This window comes from Acidovorax sp. LjRoot66, from assembly GCF_964253305.1.
In the GTDB taxonomy this organism is placed as follows: domain Bacteria; phylum Pseudomonadota; class Gammaproteobacteria; order Burkholderiales; family Burkholderiaceae_C; genus Acidovorax.
Map to the genome: position 1 here is coordinate 696,066 of NZ_CAXUQU020000001.1, position 16,142 is coordinate 712,207.

Here is a 16,142-nt window from a genome sequence, read left to right on the forward strand (position 1 = left end):
GGTCCATGCTTAAAGCGCTTGTCCCTACTTTGTCCAACCGGAGGAAACATGACCCGCGCATCCATCAAGTTCCTGGGCGCTGCCCTTGTTGCAACCCTGCCCCTGCTGGCCAGTGCCCAGCTCACCGGCAACGTCAGCCTGACCTCGAACTACAAGTTCCGTGGCCAGGACCAGGATGTCTCCAAGGTCAAGGCCGTCAAGCCCGCGATCCAGGGCGGCTTCGACTACGCCTTCGGCGAGTCCGGTTTCTACGTCGGCAACTGGAATTCCAGCGTCGACTGGCTCTCCGGCAACTCCATCGAGTCCGACATCTACGGCGGCTACAAGTTCAAGGCCGGCGGCGCCGACCTGGACGTGGGCCTGCTGACCTACATCTACCCCGGCAACAGCAACGGCAACACCACCGAAGTCTATGGCGCCGCCACCTTCGGCCCCGTGACTGCCAAGTACTCGCACACCCTGTCCAAGGACTACTTCGCCTACGCCGGTCCTGGCTTCAAGGGCCGCAACACCGGCTACCTCAACCTGGCGTTCGCCCAGGAAGTGATGCCCAAGGTCATGCTCAAGGCCGCTGTGGGCTACACGCGTTTCGGCGGCGACATCGCTGCCCCCAACTACATCGACTACAGCGTCGGCGGTGCCTATGACTTCGGCTCGGGCCTGTCGCTGGGCGCAGCTGTGGTGGGCGCCAACAAGAAGGACTTCTTCGGCCCCGTCAACAAGTCGCGCGTGATCGTCACGCTGACCAAAACCCTGTAAATCTTTCGGGGGCGCCTCGTGCGCCCCTTCCTGGAGGAATCAAAAATGAAAATGGTGACAGCCATCATCAAACCCTTCAAGCTCGACGAGGTGCGTGAAGCCCTGTCGGACATCGGGGTGCAGGGGATTACGGTGACCGAGGTCAAGGGCTTCGGACGCCAGAAGGGCCACACGGAGCTGTACCGTGGTGCAGAGTACGTGGTCGACTTCCTGCCCAAGGTCAAGATCGAAGCCGCCGTGGCGGACGAACTGGTGGACCGGGTGATCGAGGCCATCGAAGCCGCTGCACGCACCGGCAAGATCGGCGACGGCAAGATTTTCGTGACCCACCTGGAGCAGGTGGTACGCATTCGCACCGGCGAAACCGGCAAGGAAGCCCTTTAAAGGGCCCGCCGCACAACACGAAAGACAAATGCCATGAAAAAATTGCTTGCTTCCTTCATTCTGGGGCTGAGCCTGCTGTCCGTCGGTGGACTGTCGCTGGCCCAGGCACCTGCCGCCGATGCAGCCGCATCGGCGCCGGCAGAAGCCGCGCCCGCTGCTGCGGCTGCTGCCCCTGCGGCTGCACCGGCACCTGCTGCGGCCGCCTCCGAGGCTGCCCCTGCCGCTCCCGTACCCAAGATCGACTCCGGCGATACCGCCTGGATGCTGACCTCCACGCTGCTGGTCATCCTGATGACCATCCCCGGCCTGGCGCTGTTTTACGGCGGCCTGGGCCGTTCCAAGAACATGCTGTCCGTGCTGATGCAGGTCTTCGTGGTCTTCTCGCTGATCTCCCTGCTGTGGGCCATCTACGGCTACAGCCTGGCGTTCTCGGGTGAAGGCAAGTTCTTCGGCGGCCTGGACAAGATCTTCCTCAAGGGCGTGAACCAGGAGACCTTCGGTGCCCTGATCACCATCCCCGAGTACGTGTTCATCGCCTTCCAGGGTACGTTCGCGGCCATCACCGTGGCGCTGATCGTCGGCTCCTTTGCCGAGCGCATCAAGTTCTCTGCCGTGCTGATCTTCTCGGTGCTGTGGTTCACCTTCAGCTACGTGCCCATGGCCCACATCGTGTGGGGCGGCGGCCTGCTGGGTGCTGACGGCGCGCTGGACTTCGCTGGCGGTACCGTGGTGCACATCAACGCCGGTGTCGCCGGTCTGGTGGGTGCCTACATGGTGGGCAAGCGCATCGGCTACGGCAAGGAGGCCCTGACGCCCCACAGCCTGACGCTGACGATGGTGGGTGCCTCGCTGCTGTGGGTGGGCTGGTTCGGCTTCAACGCCGGTTCCGCCGGTGCCGCCAACGCCAATGCGGGCCTGGCCTTCGTGAACACCGTGCTGGCCACTGCCGCTGCCACGCTGAGCTGGATCGCCGGTGAAGCGCTGCACAAGGGCAAGGCGTCCATGCTGGGTGCTGCCTCGGGCGCTGTGGCCGGTCTGGTGGCGGTGACGCCTGCTGCCGGCTTCGTGGGCCCCATGGGTTCCATCGTGCTGGGCCTGATCGCCGGTATCGTCTGCCTGTGGGGTGTGGGTGGCCTGAAGCGCATGCTCAACGTGGACGACGCATTCGACGTGTTCGGCGTGCACGGTGTGGGCGGTATCCTGGGTGCCATCCTGACCGGTGTGTTCGCCTCCAAGGGCCTGGGTGGTACGGGCGGCCTGACGCCTGACACCTTCGCCATGGGCGCACAGGTGTGGATCCAGGTCAAGAGCGTGCTGTTCACCATCGTGTGGTCCGGCGTCGTGGCCTTCATCTCCTACAAGATCGCTGACCTGCTGGTGGGCCTGCGTGTCTCGGAAGAAGCCGAACGCGAAGGCCTGGACATCACGTCCCACGGCGAAACGGCTTACAACCGTTGATGGATGGGCCGGAGGCTGCGGTGTCTGGTGGTGCCGCAGCCCGCCCGGTCCTGATTTTCTGATTTTTGGTTTTTCTGCGAGAGTCTCCTCGGAATCCTCCTCGGATCCCTTTGCCCGCCGTCCCGGCGGGCTTCTTTTTGACCAACCCGCCTTTCGGCGGGTTTTTCATGGGGGTACTGGAACGGACCGCCCCCACCGCTGTCCTCACGCCGGCCGTTCAAAAAATTCACGGCGGCAGGCAGGGCCTGGGCGGGGTGCAGCCGCTACGATCCAAGGCATGGACTCAGCCCTTGCCCAGATCACCGAACGCGTGCGCGCCGCCGCAGCCGACCAGACCCCTTTGCGCATCCGCGGTGGGGGCAGCAAGGACTTCCATGGCCTGGCATTGCATGGCGAGGTGCTCGACACCCGGGTGCTCCAGGGCATCGTGGACTACGAGCCCAGCGAGCTGGTCGTCACCGTGCGCGCCGGCACGCCGCTGGCCGAGCTGGAGGCCGCCCTGGCCGCCCGGGGGCAGTGCCTGCCCTTCGAACCCCCGCACTTCGGTGCGCAGCCGCAGGCCACCACGGTCGGCGGCATGGTGGCGGCCGGTCTCTCGGGCCCGGCGCGTGCCAGCGTGGGTGCCGTGCGCGACTACCTGCTGGGCGTGGTGCTGCTCAACGGCCAGGCCGAGCTGCTGACCTTTGGCGGCCAGGTCATGAAGAACGTGGCAGGCTACGACGTGTCGCGCCTCATGGCGGGTGCCTGGGGTACGCTGGGCCTGCTCACCGAGGTCAGCCTCAAGGTGCTGCCCGTGGCCCCGGGCGAGGCCACGCTGCGCTTCGAATGCAACCAGGCCGATGCATTGCGCCGCCTGCACGCCTGGGGTGGCCAGCCCCTGCCGCTCAACGCCAGCCGCTGGGCCGGTGACGCCCACACGGGCATGCTGCAGGTGCGCTTGCGCGGCGCCGTGGCCGCAGTGGAGGCGGCCTGCCGCACCATGGGCGGCGAGCGCCTGGACCCCGCCGTGGTAGCCGCTGACTGGAGCGCCTGCCGTGACCAGGCCCTGCCCTGGTTCGCCGCGCGCCCACCCGGGCACGCCTTGTGGCGACTGTCGCTGCCAGCCACGGCACCCGTGATGGCCCTGCCCGGTGGCGCCCAGCCGCTGGTCGAATGGCATGGCGCGCTGCGCTGGGTGCAGGCGCCTGAATCCGCAGGCGATGCGCTGCGCGAGGCGGCCCGGGCCGCAGGTGGCAGCGCGGCGATGTTCCGGGCACCCCTGGCGCGCGAGCCGGGCGGGGCGGGCCATGCGGCCCTGCCGTCGCGCGCGCTGGAGCAGATCCATGCACGCCTGAAGCACAGCTTTGATCCGGCCGGCATCTTCAATCCCGGGCGCATGGCGCCGGGCTGGTAGGCGGTCCATCCGCACCGCCACTGCGCGGCACAACCATTCACTGTCCAGGCATGCACCATGCAAACCCAACTCTCCCCTGAATACCGCGCCCGCGCCGACGGCCTCGAGGCAGAGGCCATCCTGCGCAAGTGCGTGCACTGCGGCTTCTGTACCGCCACCTGCCCGACCTACCAGCTGCTGGGCGATGAGCTCGATGGCCCGCGCGGCCGCATCTACCTGATCAAGCAGGTGCTCGAAGGCCAGGCGCCCACGCGCGCCACCCAGATGCACCTGGACCGCTGCCTGACCTGCCGCAACTGTGAGACCACCTGCCCCAGCGGCGTGCAGTATGGCCACCTGGTGGACATCGGCCGCAAGATCGTGGACGAGAAGGTGCCGCGCCCCCTGGGCGAGAAGGCCCTGCGCTGGGCGCTCAAGGAAGGCCTGCCTTCGGCGTTGTTCGCCCCGGCGATGAAGGCCGGGCAGATGGTGCGCGGCCTGCTGCCCGAGTCCCTACAGGCCAAGGTGCCGACGCCACGCGATCCGGGCGCCTGGCCCACGGGGGCGCATGCGCGCAAGGTGCTCATGCTGGCCGGCTGCGTGCAGCCCGCGATGATGCCCGGTATCAACACCGCCACGGCGCGCGTGCTCGACGCCGCAGGCATAGAGACCCTGGTAGCGCCCAAGGCCGGCTGCTGCGGCGCGGTCAAGTTCCACCTCAACGACCAGGACGGCGGCAAGGCCGAGATGCGCGCCAACATCGACGCCTGGTGGCCGCTGGTCGAAGCGGGTGGCGTGGAGTGCATCGTGATGAACGCCTCGGGCTGCGGCGTCACCGTCAAGGAATACGGCCACATCCTGCAGAACGATGCGCAGTACGCCGCCAAGGCCGCGCGCATCAGCGCGCTCACCCGCGACCTGTCCGAGTTGCTGCCGGACCTGCTGCCCGAACTTGCCCAGCGCCTGGCCGGCCGTGTGCAGCCCCCGCCTGACACGCTGTTCGCCTACCACCCCCCCTGCACGCTGCAGCACGGGCAAAAGCTGCGCAGCGGGGTGGAAACGCACCTGGGCAGGCTGGGCTTCAAGCTCCGGGTGGCGCGCAATGAATCGCACCTGTGCTGCGGCTCGGCGGGCACCTACTCGGTGCTCAACCCCGGCCTGTCCCACCAGTTGCGCGACCGCAAGGTCGGCGCGCTGGGCGAGGCGTTTGGTGAGCAGCCGCCGGATGCCATCCTGTCGGCCAACATCGGCTGCATCACGCACCTGCAAAGCGGCACCGCGACGCCTGTGCGCCACTGGATCGAGGTGCTGGACGAGGCCTTGACCGCTGCGCAGTAAGGGCGTGTGTCTCCGTCCGGATGGATGCTGCACCGTCGTGCGAGGGGCCGGCCGGAGGCCCTGAATTAGGTGCCCGGCGCCAAGACTGGCATGATTGAGGGTTTTGTTGCCCCCTTCCTTCGCTACGCCATGACCGACAACGTGCCAGAACAAGAACAGACCGCCGCGCCCGCCGCCGCTGCCCCTACGGCGGCAGACGCTGCATCGGCCCCCGCCGTGGCTCCAGGCGATGCCGGGGAGGGTGCTGCGGCGGCTGCCGCTCCTGCGGCCCCCCACCGTGAGGGCCGGGGCGGCCGCGGTGGCCGCAACAACAATCGCCGCGACGGCCGTCCGCGTGGCGAGGCCGGCGCCCCGGCTGCAGGCCAGCCCGCTGCGGCCGCGCCAGCAGGCGCCCGTGCGCCGCAGCGCACCCATCCCGCACTAGAGCAACTGGCCGGCCTGTACCCGCAGCTGTTCGGCGCGGTGTTCCGCCCGCTCAAGCGCGGCATCTTCCAGGACATCCTGGCCGCGCACCCCGAGCAGTTCGAGCGCGATGCACTCAAGGTGGCCCTGGGGCTGCATACCCGCTCCACCCGCTACCTGCAAAGCGTGGCGGCCGGCGAGAAGCGCCACGACTTGGCCGGTCAGCCCGTGGAGGCCATGGCCCCCGAGCATGTGCACCACGCCCTGCTGGAGGTCTACCGCCGCAGAAAGAACAACAAGGCCCGCGCCAGCGAGGACCTGCTGCCCAAGCTGCGCAACCGCATGGTCCAGGCCTTCGAGGCCTCGGGCCTGACGCGCGAGGCCTACACCGAGCTCGTGGCCGGCCGTGACGAGGAGGCCAACGCCCTGCTCGAAGAGGCCTTTGCCGAATGGTCCGTGCGCAACGCCAAGGACGAGGCGCTGCTGCGCGCCTTCGATGCCAGCGGCCAGGCCCTGGAGGCGTTTGCCGACATGTATGGCATGGCGCCGCGCGCCGTGGGCCAGACGCTGGAGCGCGCACGGCGCTACCGTGGCCTGGTGGCGGCTGCTGCTCCCGCTTCGGCGGTCCCTGCCGTCGACTGAGCGGTCACCGACACCGGGCCTTGCCCGGTGGCAGCCCGGTCGCGCCCGCGCTGCAGGCCGTGCGTGGTGCAATGGCTCCCTGCTGACACAGCGTTGGCAGCAGTGGGCACGCGTACCATGCAGTGGCGTTTACCTCTCACTTTCGGTTGCAAATGGTGGATTGCCGCGCCATCCTGCTGACACCAGGTTGTCAGCAGCAGGGCGGCACCATAGGTACTCCAGACCAACCAAAAGAGAGAGGAAACCGCATGCCACCCGTTTCTGAAAAGATTCCTGCCTTCCGCGTTGCCGGCATTGCCGTGCGCACCCGCAACAGCGACGAGATGAACCCCGAGACCTCCCGCATCGGCGGCCTGTGGGACCGCTTCTTCAGCGAAAGCTGGGAGCACAAGCTGCCCCGCCCGGGAGCGGATGGCCGCATCTTCGGCGTCTACAGCGCCTATGAGTCCAACGAGCAGGGCGCCTTCGACGTCCTGGCCGGCGTGGCTGCGCCCGAGGACGCGCAGGTCGTGGGCGGGGCCTCGACCATCGCCATCGAGGCTGGCGATTACCTGGTCTTCCACGGCCAGGGCAGCATGCCGCAGATGGTGATCGACGCCTGGGGCGAGGTCTGGCGCTACTTTGGCGAGAACCCGCAGATCCAGCGCCGCTTCACCACCGACTTCGAGGCCTATGCGGGCCCCGATCGCGTGGCCATCCACATCGGCATTTGAGATGACACCCCCTGAGTCGCTTCGCGCCTTCACCCCTCTCTCGACTCGCTGTGCGAGTCGGGAGGGGGACGCCCCCGGTGCGGCGGGGCGGCCCTTGCACGGGGGCGCTGGCCTCGGCCGCGCCAGTTTCAAGCGCTGCGCCGTGATCACTGATACGCGATCGCTGTTCAACGTTTTGGTGCCCTTTTAACCATGCGCCGTGCCGACCGCCTGTTTCAGATCGTCCAGCTCATCCGCGGGCGGCGCCTGTCCACCTCCGCCTTTCTGGCCGAGCGGCTGGAGGTGTCGCAGCGCACCATCTACCGCGACGTGGCCGACCTGCAGCACCAGGGCGTGCCCATCGAGGGCGAGGCGGGTGTGGGCTACCGCCTGGGCGCGGGCTTTGACCTGCCGCCGCTGATGTTCAGCCAGGGCGAGGCGAATGCCCTGGTGGCCGCCGCGCGGCTGGCGCAGGCCTGGCTCGATGCAGGGCTGGCGCGCGAGGTGGAAGGGGCGCTGGGCAAGATCCTCTCGGTGCTGCCACCCGAGGCGCGCGTGGCCGCCGAGTCGCAGGCGCTCTACGCCCCTTCGGTGGGCCTGGGCCCGCGTGCCCAGGCCACCCTGCAGACCCTGCGCGAGGCGGTGCACAGCCGCCACGTGGTGCAGATCGACTATGCGGACGTGCAGGGCCGGCCCAGCGTGCGCAGATTGCGGCCCCTGGGCTGCTTTTATTGGGGCAAGGTCTGGACGCTCTCTGCCTGGTGCGAATTGCGCGAAGACTTCCGGGGCTTTCGCATCGACCGCATCGCCGAGCTCACGGTGCTGCCCGAGCAGTTCCGCCAGGAGCCCGGCAAGACCCTGGCCGACATGCTGCGCCAGGTGGAGGCCGAGATGGCCTCGCGCCCCCCATCCCTGAGCGACGAGGCCCCTTGCGCATGACCGCGGTGACCTACTATGTGGCTGCCACGCTGGATGGCTGCATCGCCGGCCCCAGCGGCGAACTCGACTGGCTGCACCCCTTCGAGCAGGCCGGTACCGACTATGGCCTGGCGGACTTCATGGCCGGGGTCGATGCCCTGGTCATGGGGCGCACAACCTATGCCGTGGCCCGCTCCTTTGGCGACTGGCCCTACGGCGAGCGGCCGGCCTGGGTATTGAGCCACCAGGACGCACCCACCGATGGAAGCTTGCCGCCCAGTGTGTTCTGGGGTGCTGCGCAACCGCACGAACTGGTGGCGCAATGGATGGATCGAGACCTCCGGCAGGTCTGGCTGGTGGGCGGCGGCCAGCTGGCGGGGCAGTTCCTGCGTGCCGGGCTCGTGGACCACCTGATGCTGGCCACCATTCCGGTCACGCTGGGGGCGGGCCTGCCGCTGTGGGGCGTGCCGCAGACAATGGCGCCGCAGCACTGGACGCTGCAGGCGCACCAGGCCTATCCGAATGGCGTGCTGACGCAGCACTTCAAGCGGGTGCGCAGCGCTCCCTCCTGCGGCTGATCAGCTCGCTGTGCCCTGCTGGGCCAGCGCACTGCGGTAGCGGCGGCTGCAAGGCACGGTGCTGCCATCCTTCATCAACAGGCGGGCATCGCCGCTGTCCAGCGGCTCGATCTCGGCCACCGCATCCAGGTTGACGGCATAGCTGCGGTGCACGCGCACGAAGCGCGCCGGGTCCAGCTGTGTGAGGAAATCCGCCAGGGTGGAGCGCACCAGGTAGTCGTGCCCGTTCACATGCAGGCCCACGTAGTTGGCCTCGGCCTGCAGCCAGGCGATGTCGGTGGCGGCGATCAGGAATTCGCGGCGCAGCTTGCGCACCAGGAAGCGTTCGGGGCGCTGCACGGGCAGGGACGGGGCCAGTTCAGGCGCCGCCGGTCCGGTGGCGGGTGATGGTTCGGGAATGGCGGGGGATTCGGGCATGTCCAGCACCCGGGCCTCGCCCTGCAGCCGTAGCAGCAAAAAGCGGTAGCCCACCAGGCTGCTGACGATGAGTGCATAGGTGCGCACGTCCTTGAGGTACTCGTAGCCCCACTGGGCCCACCAGGGGCCGTTCAGCCGGTATTCGGCGCCCATGGAGGCATAGGCCAGGTGCCGCAGGGCCATCATCCCTGCCAGGTGGATGCTGCAGTAGGCCACGCTGCCCACCAGGTGCCAGGGCAGGTGGCGGCGCAGCATGTCCCAGTGCAGCGGAAAGCGCCGCTCGAAGGCCACGATGGCCGGGATCAGCAGCCCGACCACGAGCACACTGGACAGTTCCCACAGTGCCGGCTCCCAGGCGGCCACGGGCCGGCCGGCAGAACGCAGGTCGATCAGCGTCACCACGCTGTTGAAGGCCGCCTGCACCAGCAGCAGGACGGCCCAGAACGCCACTTCTGCACGGCGGCGCAAGGGACGATAGCGTTCGGGCCAGGGCAGGGCAGGTCGGGACATGCCGCCAGTGTAGGCAAGGCGCACAGCACCTTGGTAAATCCGCCCTCCGCCACATCCCAGGTGGCCACCGCTCGTCCCAAAAGGGATCGCTCCGGTCCCAAGCAGGCCCGCCGCGCCGTCGGAGCGCCCGAGCATGGGGCCATGACTGCTCGATCGCACTCCATTTTCCGCCGCCACGACATCGATGCCCTGCGCGCCCTGGCCTTCGCCCTGGTCATCGTCTACCACGTCGCCATGTACTACGTGGCCGACTGGCATTGGCACATCAAGAGCCCGCACGCCGCAGAGTGGCTGCAGATGCCCATGCGGGCACTGAATCTCTGGCGCATGGACCTGGTGTTCCTGGTCTCCGGCCTGGCGCTCGGCCTGGTGCGCCGGGGGCAGACGCTGGCGGGGCTGGTCCGGCTGCGCAGTGGGCGCCTGCTGCTGCCCCTGGCCTTTGGCATGGCGGTGGTCGTGCCCTACCAGCCCTATGTGCAGGGCGTGGCCAATGGCCTGATCACTCCGGGCTTCGGCGCCTTCCTGTTGCGCTACTACGGCGGGGGCCCCTGGCCGGCCGGCGCCTTCGATGGCTGGGAGGCCCGCGTGACCTGGAACCACCTGTGGTACCTGGCCTACCTGTGGGCCTACACCGTGGTGCTGGCCGTGCTGCTGCCCTGGCTGGAGTCCGCACCGGGCCAGCGGCTGCGCCGGGCGTTCACCGGCCTGCGTGGCCTGGCGCTCTTTGCCTGGCCCGTGCTGCCGCTGGTGCTGTATTCGGTGCTGCTGTGGCGGCATTTTCCGCCCACCCACGACCTCATTCACGACGCCTGGCTGCATGCGGTGTACTTCACGCTCTTCCTGTATGGCTACTGGATCGGGCTCGACGCCGGCCTGTGGGCCGAGCTGGTGCGCCTGCGCTGGCGCGCCCTGGTCGCGGCACTGGCACTGCTGGTGCTGTTCACGGCGCTGCGCGGTGTGGCCGTGCAGCAGGGCGGCTGGCTGGCGCGCACTGCCATGCGCGTGCTGGCCGACCTGTACCTGTGGAGCACGCTGCTGGCCATCCTGGGCTGGGCCCACCACCGGCTCAACCGGCCATGGCCCTGGCTGCGCTGGGCGCAGGAGGCGGTCTACCCCTGGTATCTGCTGCACCAGACCGCCATCATCGTGCTGGCGGTGGCACTGGCACGCTGGCAGCTCGGCCCGGTGCTGGAGCCGCTGGCCCTGCTGGCCGGCACGGTGCTGGTGTGCTGGGCCATGACGGCGGTGGTGCGACGGGTGCGGTGGCTGCGGCCGCTGTTCGGGTTGCCCCGAGGAGCCAAGGGCTTGCGACCACGGGCGGCAGGGCTTTCGCTGGGTTCGCCGCAGATGCCGTGATGGCGCGATACTGGCCGCCTGGCCACTCCGAAATCCATGGAATCCACCCCACCGAACCTTGCCGGACTCTCAGCGCTGCGGCCCGCTACCGGGACCGATGCCCCGATGCTGGCAGCCCTGTGGCGCCGGGCCTGGGCCTCGGCCAATCCGTTGGTGGCCGAGGTGGCGCCCCTGGCGCATTGGCTGGAGCGAGTCCATGCCGAGTTCGGCCCGCCCTGCCTCACGCTGGTGGGGGTGCACGACGGAACCGCCGTGGCGTTCATGGTGCTGGACATGGAGGCGGCCCATCTGCACCAGCTGTTCGTCGACCCCGGCGCGCAAGGGACCGGCATCGGCGCTGCCCTGGTGGCCCATGTGTGTGAGCTCTGCCCGCAGGGCTGGTCGCTGCATGTGGCCAGCACCAACCTGCGGGCGCGCCGCTTCTATGCGCGCTACGGCCTGCAGGAGCACGGGCACGACCGCCACCCGATCACAGGGCGTGAGCGCGTGCTGTGCCGCTGGCAGGCGTAGGACCTGGGCTTCAGGCCAGCGCTGCCTCGATGTCGCCAGCCAGCTTCTTGGGCGCATCCTGCGGCGCATAGCGGCGGATCACCTTGCCGTCCTTGCCCACCAGGAACTTGGTGAAATTCCACTTGATGGCCTTGCTGCCCAGAAGGCCCGGGGCCTCTGCGCTGAGCCATTGGTAGAGCGGCGAGGCGTTGGCACCGTTGACGTCGATCTTGGCCATCATCGGAAAGCTCACGCCGTAGTTGAGCTGGCAGAAACTCGCGATCTCGTCGTTGCTGCCCGGGTCTTGGCTGCCGAACTGGTTGCAGGGAAAGCCCAGCACCATCAGCCCCTTGTCGCCGTACGCCTTGTGCAACTCTTCGAGCCCGCCGAACTGCGGTGTGAACCCGCAGGCGCTGGCCGTGTTGACGATGAGCATCACCTTTCCCTGGTACTGCGAAAGCGGCACGCTCTGGCCATTCATCTGCTGGGCTTCGAAATCGTAGATGCTGTCGGGCATGGGGGTTCCTCGGTGGCTGAAGGGCCCATGGTAGCCGCTGTACGATGTATTTGCCCGCACAGGTATCGCTGCGGCCTGTGCAAGGCGCGCGGCCCAAGCCAGTGACCGCCGCGCAAGGGCCGCCCCGCCGCGCTGGCGGTGTCCCCCCTTCCCGAATTGCGCAGCAATTCGAGAGAAGGGGGAAGGCGCGTCAGCGCCTCAGGGGGATGCCTTAGTGATGTGCGTCCTGGCGCGCGATATGCAGCAGGTGCTCCACCTCTTCGCGGTGGTTCACGCAGTTGCGCTGGTGCCAGCGGCGGATGATCCACATGATGGCTGCCACCACCAGGCCGAAGATGGTGATCGCGCCGAACACCGACAGGCCGAACTTGAGCGACAGGCTGTAGAAGGCGCCCAGCGCCAGGATGCAGGCTTGCTCGTTGAAGTTCTGCACGGCGATGGAGCGGCCGGCGCCCATGAGGTTGTGGCCGCGGTGCTGCAGCAGCGCATTCATGGGCACGACCAGGTAGCCGCCCAGGCCGCCCAGCAGGATCAAAAAGGGAATGGCCAGCCAGATGTTCTTGATGAAGACCATCAATATCAGCAGCAGGCCCATGGCGATACCGAGCGGGATGACCCGGGTGGCCATATCCAGCCGCATGCGCATGGAGGCCACCACGGCGCCCACGGCGGTACCGATGGCCACCACGCCGGTAAGGGCCGAGGCCTGCGTGGTGTTGTAGCCCAGAGCCACGCCGGCCCAGGCCAGCACGATGAACTTGAGATTCCCGCCCGCCCCCCAGAACAGGGTGGTGGTGGCCAGCGAGATCTGGCCCAGCTTGTCGCGCCACAGGCGGTTGTTGCAGGCCCAGAAGTCGGGCAGCAGCGCCATGGTGTTGGCCAGGATGCTGCGCGAGGGGTCGGATCGCATGGGGCGCATCTCCACACCCGTGTGCGGGATGCGGGTGTTGAACCAGGCTGCCAGGATGTAGATGAAGATCAGCCCGGCGATGGCTGCTTCGGCAGGCGTGTCCACGCCGGTGTCGATCATCGGAAAGTCGAAGCTCAGCATCATGCCCGAGACGTTGTGCCCGACGAGCTGGCCGCCCAGCAGCACCCCGAGAATGATGGAGGCGATGGTGAGCCCTTCGATCCAGCCATTGGCCTTGACCAGTTGGGAGGCGGGCAGCAGTTCGGTCAGGATGCCGTACTTGGCGGGCGAGTAGGCCGCAGCGCCCAGCCCCACCACCGCATAGGCAATGAGGGGGTGTGAGCCGAACAGCATCATCAGGCAGCCCACCACCTTGATGGCATTGCTAACGAACATCACCTTGCCCTTGGGCAAGGCGTCGGCAAAAGCGCCCACGAAGGGCGCCAGCACCACGTAGAACAGCGCGAACATGGGCACCAGGGCGGCGCGCTGCCACTCGGGGGCACCTTCGGAACGGAGGAGTTCGACAGCGGCCACGAACAGCGCATTGTCGGCCAGCGAGCTGAAGAACTGCGCCGACATGATGGTGTAAAAACCGCGCTTCATCGAATGGCTGGTGCTGCATCAGTTGGACTGATGCCCTGTTAAATATGGGGAGCCTGTTGGCCGACGGATGGTTATATCACGTGGGTAAACGGTCACGGTGCCAGAATCCTGGACATCCCACCCGGTCAAACCCCATGCCACGCCCGATACAAGCCACCATCCACACCGCCGCCCTGCACCACAACCTGGAACGCGTGCGCAGCAGCACGCCCGACGCCAAGGTCTGGGCCGTGGTCAAGTCCAATGCCTACGGCCATGGCATCGAGCGTGCCTATGAGGGCTTGCGCGGGGCCGACGGCTTTGCCCTGCTGGACCTGGCCGAGGCCGAGCGCGTGCGCCAATTGGGCTGGCGCGGCCCGATCCTGCTGCTCGAAGGCGTGTTCGAGCTGCGCGACCTGGAGCTGTGCTCGCGCCTTAACCTGTGGCATGCCGTGCACTGCGACGAGCAGATCGATATGCTGGCCACCCACAAGACGCAGGTGCCGCACCGCGTGTTCCTGAAGATGAACTCGGGCATGAACCGCCTGGGCTTCACGCCCCAACGCTACCGCGCTGCCTGGGCCCGGCTCAACGCGCTGCCGCAGGTGGACGAGATCTCGTTCATGACCCATTTCAGCGATGCCGACGGCCCGCGCGGCATTGCCCACCAGATGGCCGCGTTCAACACCGCCGCCGCCGACCTGCCGGGTGAGCGCACACTCTCCAACAGCGCTGCCACCCTGCGCCACAGCGCTGACGCGGCTGTGCGCGCCGACTGGGTGCGCGCGGGCATCGTGCTGTACGGCAACGCGCCCGATCACCCGGAGAACTCGGCCGGCCACTGGGGGCTGGAGCCCACGATGACGCTGTCCACCAAGCTGCTGGCCGTGCAGCAATTGCAGGCGGGCGACACCGTGGGCTATGGTTCGAGCTTCACCGCCGAGGGGCCGCTCACCATCGGTGTGGCTGCCTGCGGCTACGGCGACGGCTACCCGCGCCACTGCCCCACCGGCACGCCGGTGCTGGTCAATGGCGTGCGCACGCGCATCGTGGGCCGGGTGAGCATGGACATGGTCACCGTGGACCTGACGCCGCTGCTGCAGTCGGGCATGGCGCTGGGCACGGATGTCGGTTTTGGCAGCGAGGTCACGCTCTGGGGCCGGGCCGGCAACGGCGCCGTGCTGACCATCGATGAAGTGGCCCAGCCGGCGGGTACCGTGTCCTGGGAGCTCATGTGCGCGCTGGCGCAGCGCGTGCCCGTCGCCGTGGAATGAGGATTTCTTCACGGTGTGCCACGCGGGCAATTCCGTGAAACACGGCTGGATCGGGTACGCTGCGCGCCTGACCATCCGCTCTGACAGGAGTGCCATCCATGGCCGACAACAAGCGCAGCAGTTCCCGTAAAAAGACCTCGAACTGGCGCTCCGTGCGCATGCAGCCCCAGCACCAGCTGGTGGACAGCCTGCAGCAGCGCTACAGCCTGCGCCTGCACGGCTTTCTGATCGGCGGCTTCACGCTGCTCATCATGTGGTGCATATCGCACGTGCAGATGCTGCTGGGCATGGAGACGCTGGCGCTGCGTTACCTGGTCACCCTCTCGGTCGGCTATGTGGGCTACCTGCTGGTGCTGCGCATGTGGGCCGCCCGTTTGATAGATGAGGACGGCGATTCTGGCAGCGGCGCGGGCAATGCGGCCGAGGCCGCGACGGATGTGGCGGACATGGCGATCGATGCCGTGACCTGGCGCGGTGGTGGCGGGCCGCGCATGCCCATGCCCCGATCCGGTGGGAGCAGCGTGCACACCGGCAGTGGCTCAGGCGACTTCGGCTCGGGGCTCTCGGACGCGGGCTCCGGCCTGGGCGACCTGGCCAGCGGTGCGGCCGATGCGGTGTCGGGCGCTGACGAAGGCGCGGTGGTGGTCATCCCCATCGTCGCCATCTTCCTGATCGGGGCCGCCATCGTCTTCGGCGCGGGCGCCCTGGCCATGCTGTTCTTCGGCTGGGACGTACTGCTCACCGTGGCGGTGGAGCTGGCCTTTTCCGTGGTGACGGCACGCGCCGCCATGGGCGTGGAACGCGAGCGCTGGCTCAGCGCCGCCGTGCGCCTGACCTGGAAGCCCATGCTTGGCGCCGTGGTGTGCGCCGTGGCGCTGGGCGCCACCATCGACCATTTCCTGCCCCATGTGAATTCGCTGCCCGAGGCGGTGCGGGCCATACAGTCCGGCATGAAGGCACGCTGAACCCTGCGCTGGTCGGGCGCATGCTCAACCACACCAGTACAGGTTCGGGCCGTCTACCTGGCATCATTCCGGCCACCCCAAAAAAAAGCGGGAGGCGCCTTGGGCGCCCCCCGCTTTGTGCGGCTGGACAGGGTTCTTGCTGGTGTGCTCAGCGTGCCGTCACAGCAAAGCCCTGTACCAGGCCACCGGTGTAGCGGACGAATAGCTTGCTGCCTTCAAACCACCAGTTGCTGTCGGCAGGCCCCGTGCCCGCAGGCAGCAGAGCCAGGTCGGGCACCAGCTGAAAGCGCTGGCCGGCCACGATCAGCTCGGTCTGCAGGTCGAGGCCGGTGCGCAGGACGGTGGCCGTGCCCAGGAGCGATTGCAGCAAGCTGGTGAGCCCGTCGTAGTCGGCTACGTCGCCCTGCAGCGCCTGGCTCACACCATTCGCATCCGTGAAGACCAGGCCGGTCGTGCTGTGGAAGACGAAGCCTGGGGCATTGCCCGTGCGGCCCATCGGCAACCATTGCGCGCGCAGGTGGAAGACGGTGCTGCCCAGGGAGACGCGCAGGGCCCCATTGGGCTGCAGTACCGTCG

At 68.0% G+C, this 16,142-nt stretch carries 16 protein-coding genes; 13 read left to right on the top strand and 3 right to left on the bottom strand.

Features of this window, described 5'->3' with window-relative positions; translation table 11 throughout:
* Nucleotides 1-48 precede the first annotated feature (48 nt).
* The 9 genes from ACSQ3Y_RS03235 to ACSQ3Y_RS03275 all read left to right on the top strand — a co-directional run bounded on the left by ACSQ3Y_RS03235 (nt 49) and on the right by ACSQ3Y_RS03275 (nt 8,543).
* The gene (locus ACSQ3Y_RS03235) at nt 49-759 is read left to right on the top strand and encodes a TorF family putative porin (protein WP_305746902.1); all 711 of its coding nucleotides are present in this window, start codon (nt 49-51) and stop codon (nt 757-759) included.
* A 45-nt stretch (nt 760-804) separates the two neighbouring features.
* Entirely contained in the window at nt 805-1,143 is a 339-nt protein-coding gene (glnK, locus tag ACSQ3Y_RS03240) for a P-II family nitrogen regulator (protein WP_007851823.1), read from the top strand.
* 33 nt (nt 1,144-1,176) lie between these two features.
* Nucleotides 1,177-2,601 (top strand): ammonium transporter, encoded by a 1,425-nt coding sequence (locus tag ACSQ3Y_RS03245; RefSeq protein ID WP_057202691.1) that lies wholly within the window; start codon nt 1,177-1,179, stop codon nt 2,599-2,601.
* 268 nt (nt 2,602-2,869) lie between these two features.
* Nucleotides 2,870-3,994, top strand: coding sequence for a glycolate oxidase subunit GlcE (gene glcE, locus ACSQ3Y_RS03250; protein ID WP_436180076.1), 1,125 nt, complete (start codon nt 2,870-2,872; stop codon nt 3,992-3,994).
* Between the two features lie 57 nt (nt 3,995-4,051).
* Nucleotides 4,052-5,311 carry a glycolate oxidase subunit GlcF gene (gene glcF / locus ACSQ3Y_RS03255; protein ID WP_436176429.1) on the top strand — a complete coding sequence of 420 codons (1,260 nt, stop codon included), beginning with the start codon at nt 4,052-4,054 and terminating at the stop codon, nt 5,309-5,311.
* Between the two features lie 129 nt (nt 5,312-5,440).
* Nucleotides 5,441-6,355, top strand: a complete 915-nt coding sequence (locus ACSQ3Y_RS03260; RefSeq protein ID WP_436176430.1) for a ProQ/FINO family protein — start codon at nt 5,441-5,443, stop codon at nt 6,353-6,355.
* Nucleotides 6,356-6,603: 248 nt separating this feature from the next.
* A complete protein-coding gene (locus ACSQ3Y_RS03265; RefSeq protein WP_436176431.1) occupies nt 6,604-7,068 on the top strand; it encodes a GyrI-like domain-containing protein in 465 nt (154 codons plus the stop codon).
* A 192-nt stretch (nt 7,069-7,260) separates the two neighbouring features.
* Complete coding sequence (locus tag ACSQ3Y_RS03270) at nt 7,261-7,986, top strand: helix-turn-helix transcriptional regulator (protein WP_057202687.1); 726 nt, start codon at nt 7,261-7,263, stop codon at nt 7,984-7,986.
* The gene (locus ACSQ3Y_RS03275; protein WP_436176432.1) at nt 7,983-8,543 is read left to right on the top strand and encodes a dihydrofolate reductase family protein; all 561 of its coding nucleotides are present in this window, start codon (nt 7,983-7,985) and stop codon (nt 8,541-8,543) included. Before ACSQ3Y_RS03270 ends, ACSQ3Y_RS03275 begins: the two co-directional genes overlap by 4 nt.
* Here ACSQ3Y_RS03275 and ACSQ3Y_RS03280 read toward each other — a convergent pair whose 3' ends face one another.
* Entirely contained in the window at nt 8,544-9,470 is a 927-nt protein-coding gene (locus tag ACSQ3Y_RS03280; protein WP_436176433.1) for a LytTR family DNA-binding domain-containing protein, read from the bottom strand.
* Between the two features lie 141 nt (nt 9,471-9,611).
* Between ACSQ3Y_RS03280 and ACSQ3Y_RS03285 the strand changes: the two genes are divergently transcribed.
* Complete coding sequence (locus ACSQ3Y_RS03285) at nt 9,612-10,826, top strand: acyltransferase family protein (protein WP_436176434.1); 1,215 nt, start codon at nt 9,612-9,614, stop codon at nt 10,824-10,826.
* 36 nt (nt 10,827-10,862) lie between these two features.
* Entirely contained in the window at nt 10,863-11,336 is a 474-nt protein-coding gene (locus tag ACSQ3Y_RS03290; RefSeq protein ID WP_436176435.1) for a GNAT family N-acetyltransferase, read from the top strand.
* Between the two features lie 10 nt (nt 11,337-11,346).
* Here the strand turns inward: ACSQ3Y_RS03290 and ACSQ3Y_RS03295 are convergent, their stop codons facing one another.
* Together ACSQ3Y_RS03295 and lplT are read right to left on the bottom strand one after the other, a co-directional pair.
* Complete coding sequence (locus ACSQ3Y_RS03295) at nt 11,347-11,832, bottom strand: glutathione peroxidase (protein WP_436176436.1); 486 nt, start codon at nt 11,830-11,832, stop codon at nt 11,347-11,349.
* Between the two features lie 211 nt (nt 11,833-12,043).
* The gene (lplT, locus tag ACSQ3Y_RS03300; RefSeq protein ID WP_057202682.1) at nt 12,044-13,348 is read right to left on the bottom strand and encodes a lysophospholipid transporter LplT; all 1,305 of its coding nucleotides are present in this window, start codon (nt 13,346-13,348) and stop codon (nt 12,044-12,046) included.
* 134 nt (nt 13,349-13,482) lie between these two features.
* Between lplT and alr the strand changes: the two genes are divergently transcribed.
* Both alr and ACSQ3Y_RS03310 read left to right on the top strand, forming a co-directional pair.
* Nucleotides 13,483-14,601, top strand: a complete 1,119-nt coding sequence (alr, locus tag ACSQ3Y_RS03305; protein ID WP_436176437.1) for an alanine racemase — start codon at nt 13,483-13,485, stop codon at nt 14,599-14,601.
* Between the two features lie 98 nt (nt 14,602-14,699).
* A complete protein-coding gene (locus ACSQ3Y_RS03310) occupies nt 14,700-15,566 on the top strand; it encodes a hypothetical protein (protein WP_436176438.1) in 867 nt (288 codons plus the stop codon).
* Nucleotides 15,567-16,142 lie beyond the last annotated feature (576 nt).

Excerpts from the sequence above, each read along its gene's own strand:
- ACSQ3Y_RS03265 (WP_436176431.1), top strand. The coding sequence starts at position 6,604 with ATGCCACCCGTTTCTGAAAAGATTCCTGCCTTCCGCGTTGCCGGCATT.
- ACSQ3Y_RS03285 (WP_436176434.1), top strand. The coding sequence starts at position 9,612 with ATGACTGCTCGATCGCACTCCATTTTCCGCCGCCACGACATCGATGCC.
- ACSQ3Y_RS03290 (WP_436176435.1), top strand. The coding sequence starts at position 10,863 with ATGGAATCCACCCCACCGAACCTTGCCGGACTCTCAGCGCTGCGGCCC.
- ACSQ3Y_RS03310 (WP_436176438.1), top strand. The coding sequence starts at position 14,700 with ATGGCCGACAACAAGCGCAGCAGTTCCCGTAAAAAGACCTCGAACTGG.
- ACSQ3Y_RS03280 (WP_436176433.1), bottom strand. The coding sequence starts at position 9,470 with ATGTCCCGACCTGCCCTGCCCTGGCCCGAACGCTATCGTCCCTTGCGC.
- ACSQ3Y_RS03295 (WP_436176436.1), bottom strand. The coding sequence starts at position 11,832 with ATGCCCGACAGCATCTACGATTTCGAAGCCCAGCAGATGAATGGCCAG.
- ACSQ3Y_RS03260 (WP_436176430.1), top strand. The coding sequence starts at position 5,441 with ATGACCGACAACGTGCCAGAACAAGAACAGACCGCCGCGCCCGCCGCC.
- ACSQ3Y_RS03275 (WP_436176432.1), top strand. The coding sequence starts at position 7,983 with ATGACCGCGGTGACCTACTATGTGGCTGCCACGCTGGATGGCTGCATC.
- ACSQ3Y_RS03235 (WP_305746902.1), top strand. The coding sequence starts at position 49 with ATGACCCGCGCATCCATCAAGTTCCTGGGCGCTGCCCTTGTTGCAACC.
- alr (WP_436176437.1), top strand. The coding sequence starts at position 13,483 with ATGCCACGCCCGATACAAGCCACCATCCACACCGCCGCCCTGCACCAC.
- lplT (WP_057202682.1), bottom strand. The coding sequence starts at position 13,348 with ATGAAGCGCGGTTTTTACACCATCATGTCGGCGCAGTTCTTCAGCTCG.
- ACSQ3Y_RS03245 (WP_057202691.1), top strand. The coding sequence starts at position 1,177 with ATGAAAAAATTGCTTGCTTCCTTCATTCTGGGGCTGAGCCTGCTGTCC.
- ACSQ3Y_RS03270 (WP_057202687.1), top strand. The coding sequence starts at position 7,261 with ATGCGCCGTGCCGACCGCCTGTTTCAGATCGTCCAGCTCATCCGCGGG.
- glnK (WP_007851823.1), top strand. The coding sequence starts at position 805 with ATGAAAATGGTGACAGCCATCATCAAACCCTTCAAGCTCGACGAGGTG.
- glcF (WP_436176429.1), top strand. The coding sequence starts at position 4,052 with ATGCAAACCCAACTCTCCCCTGAATACCGCGCCCGCGCCGACGGCCTC.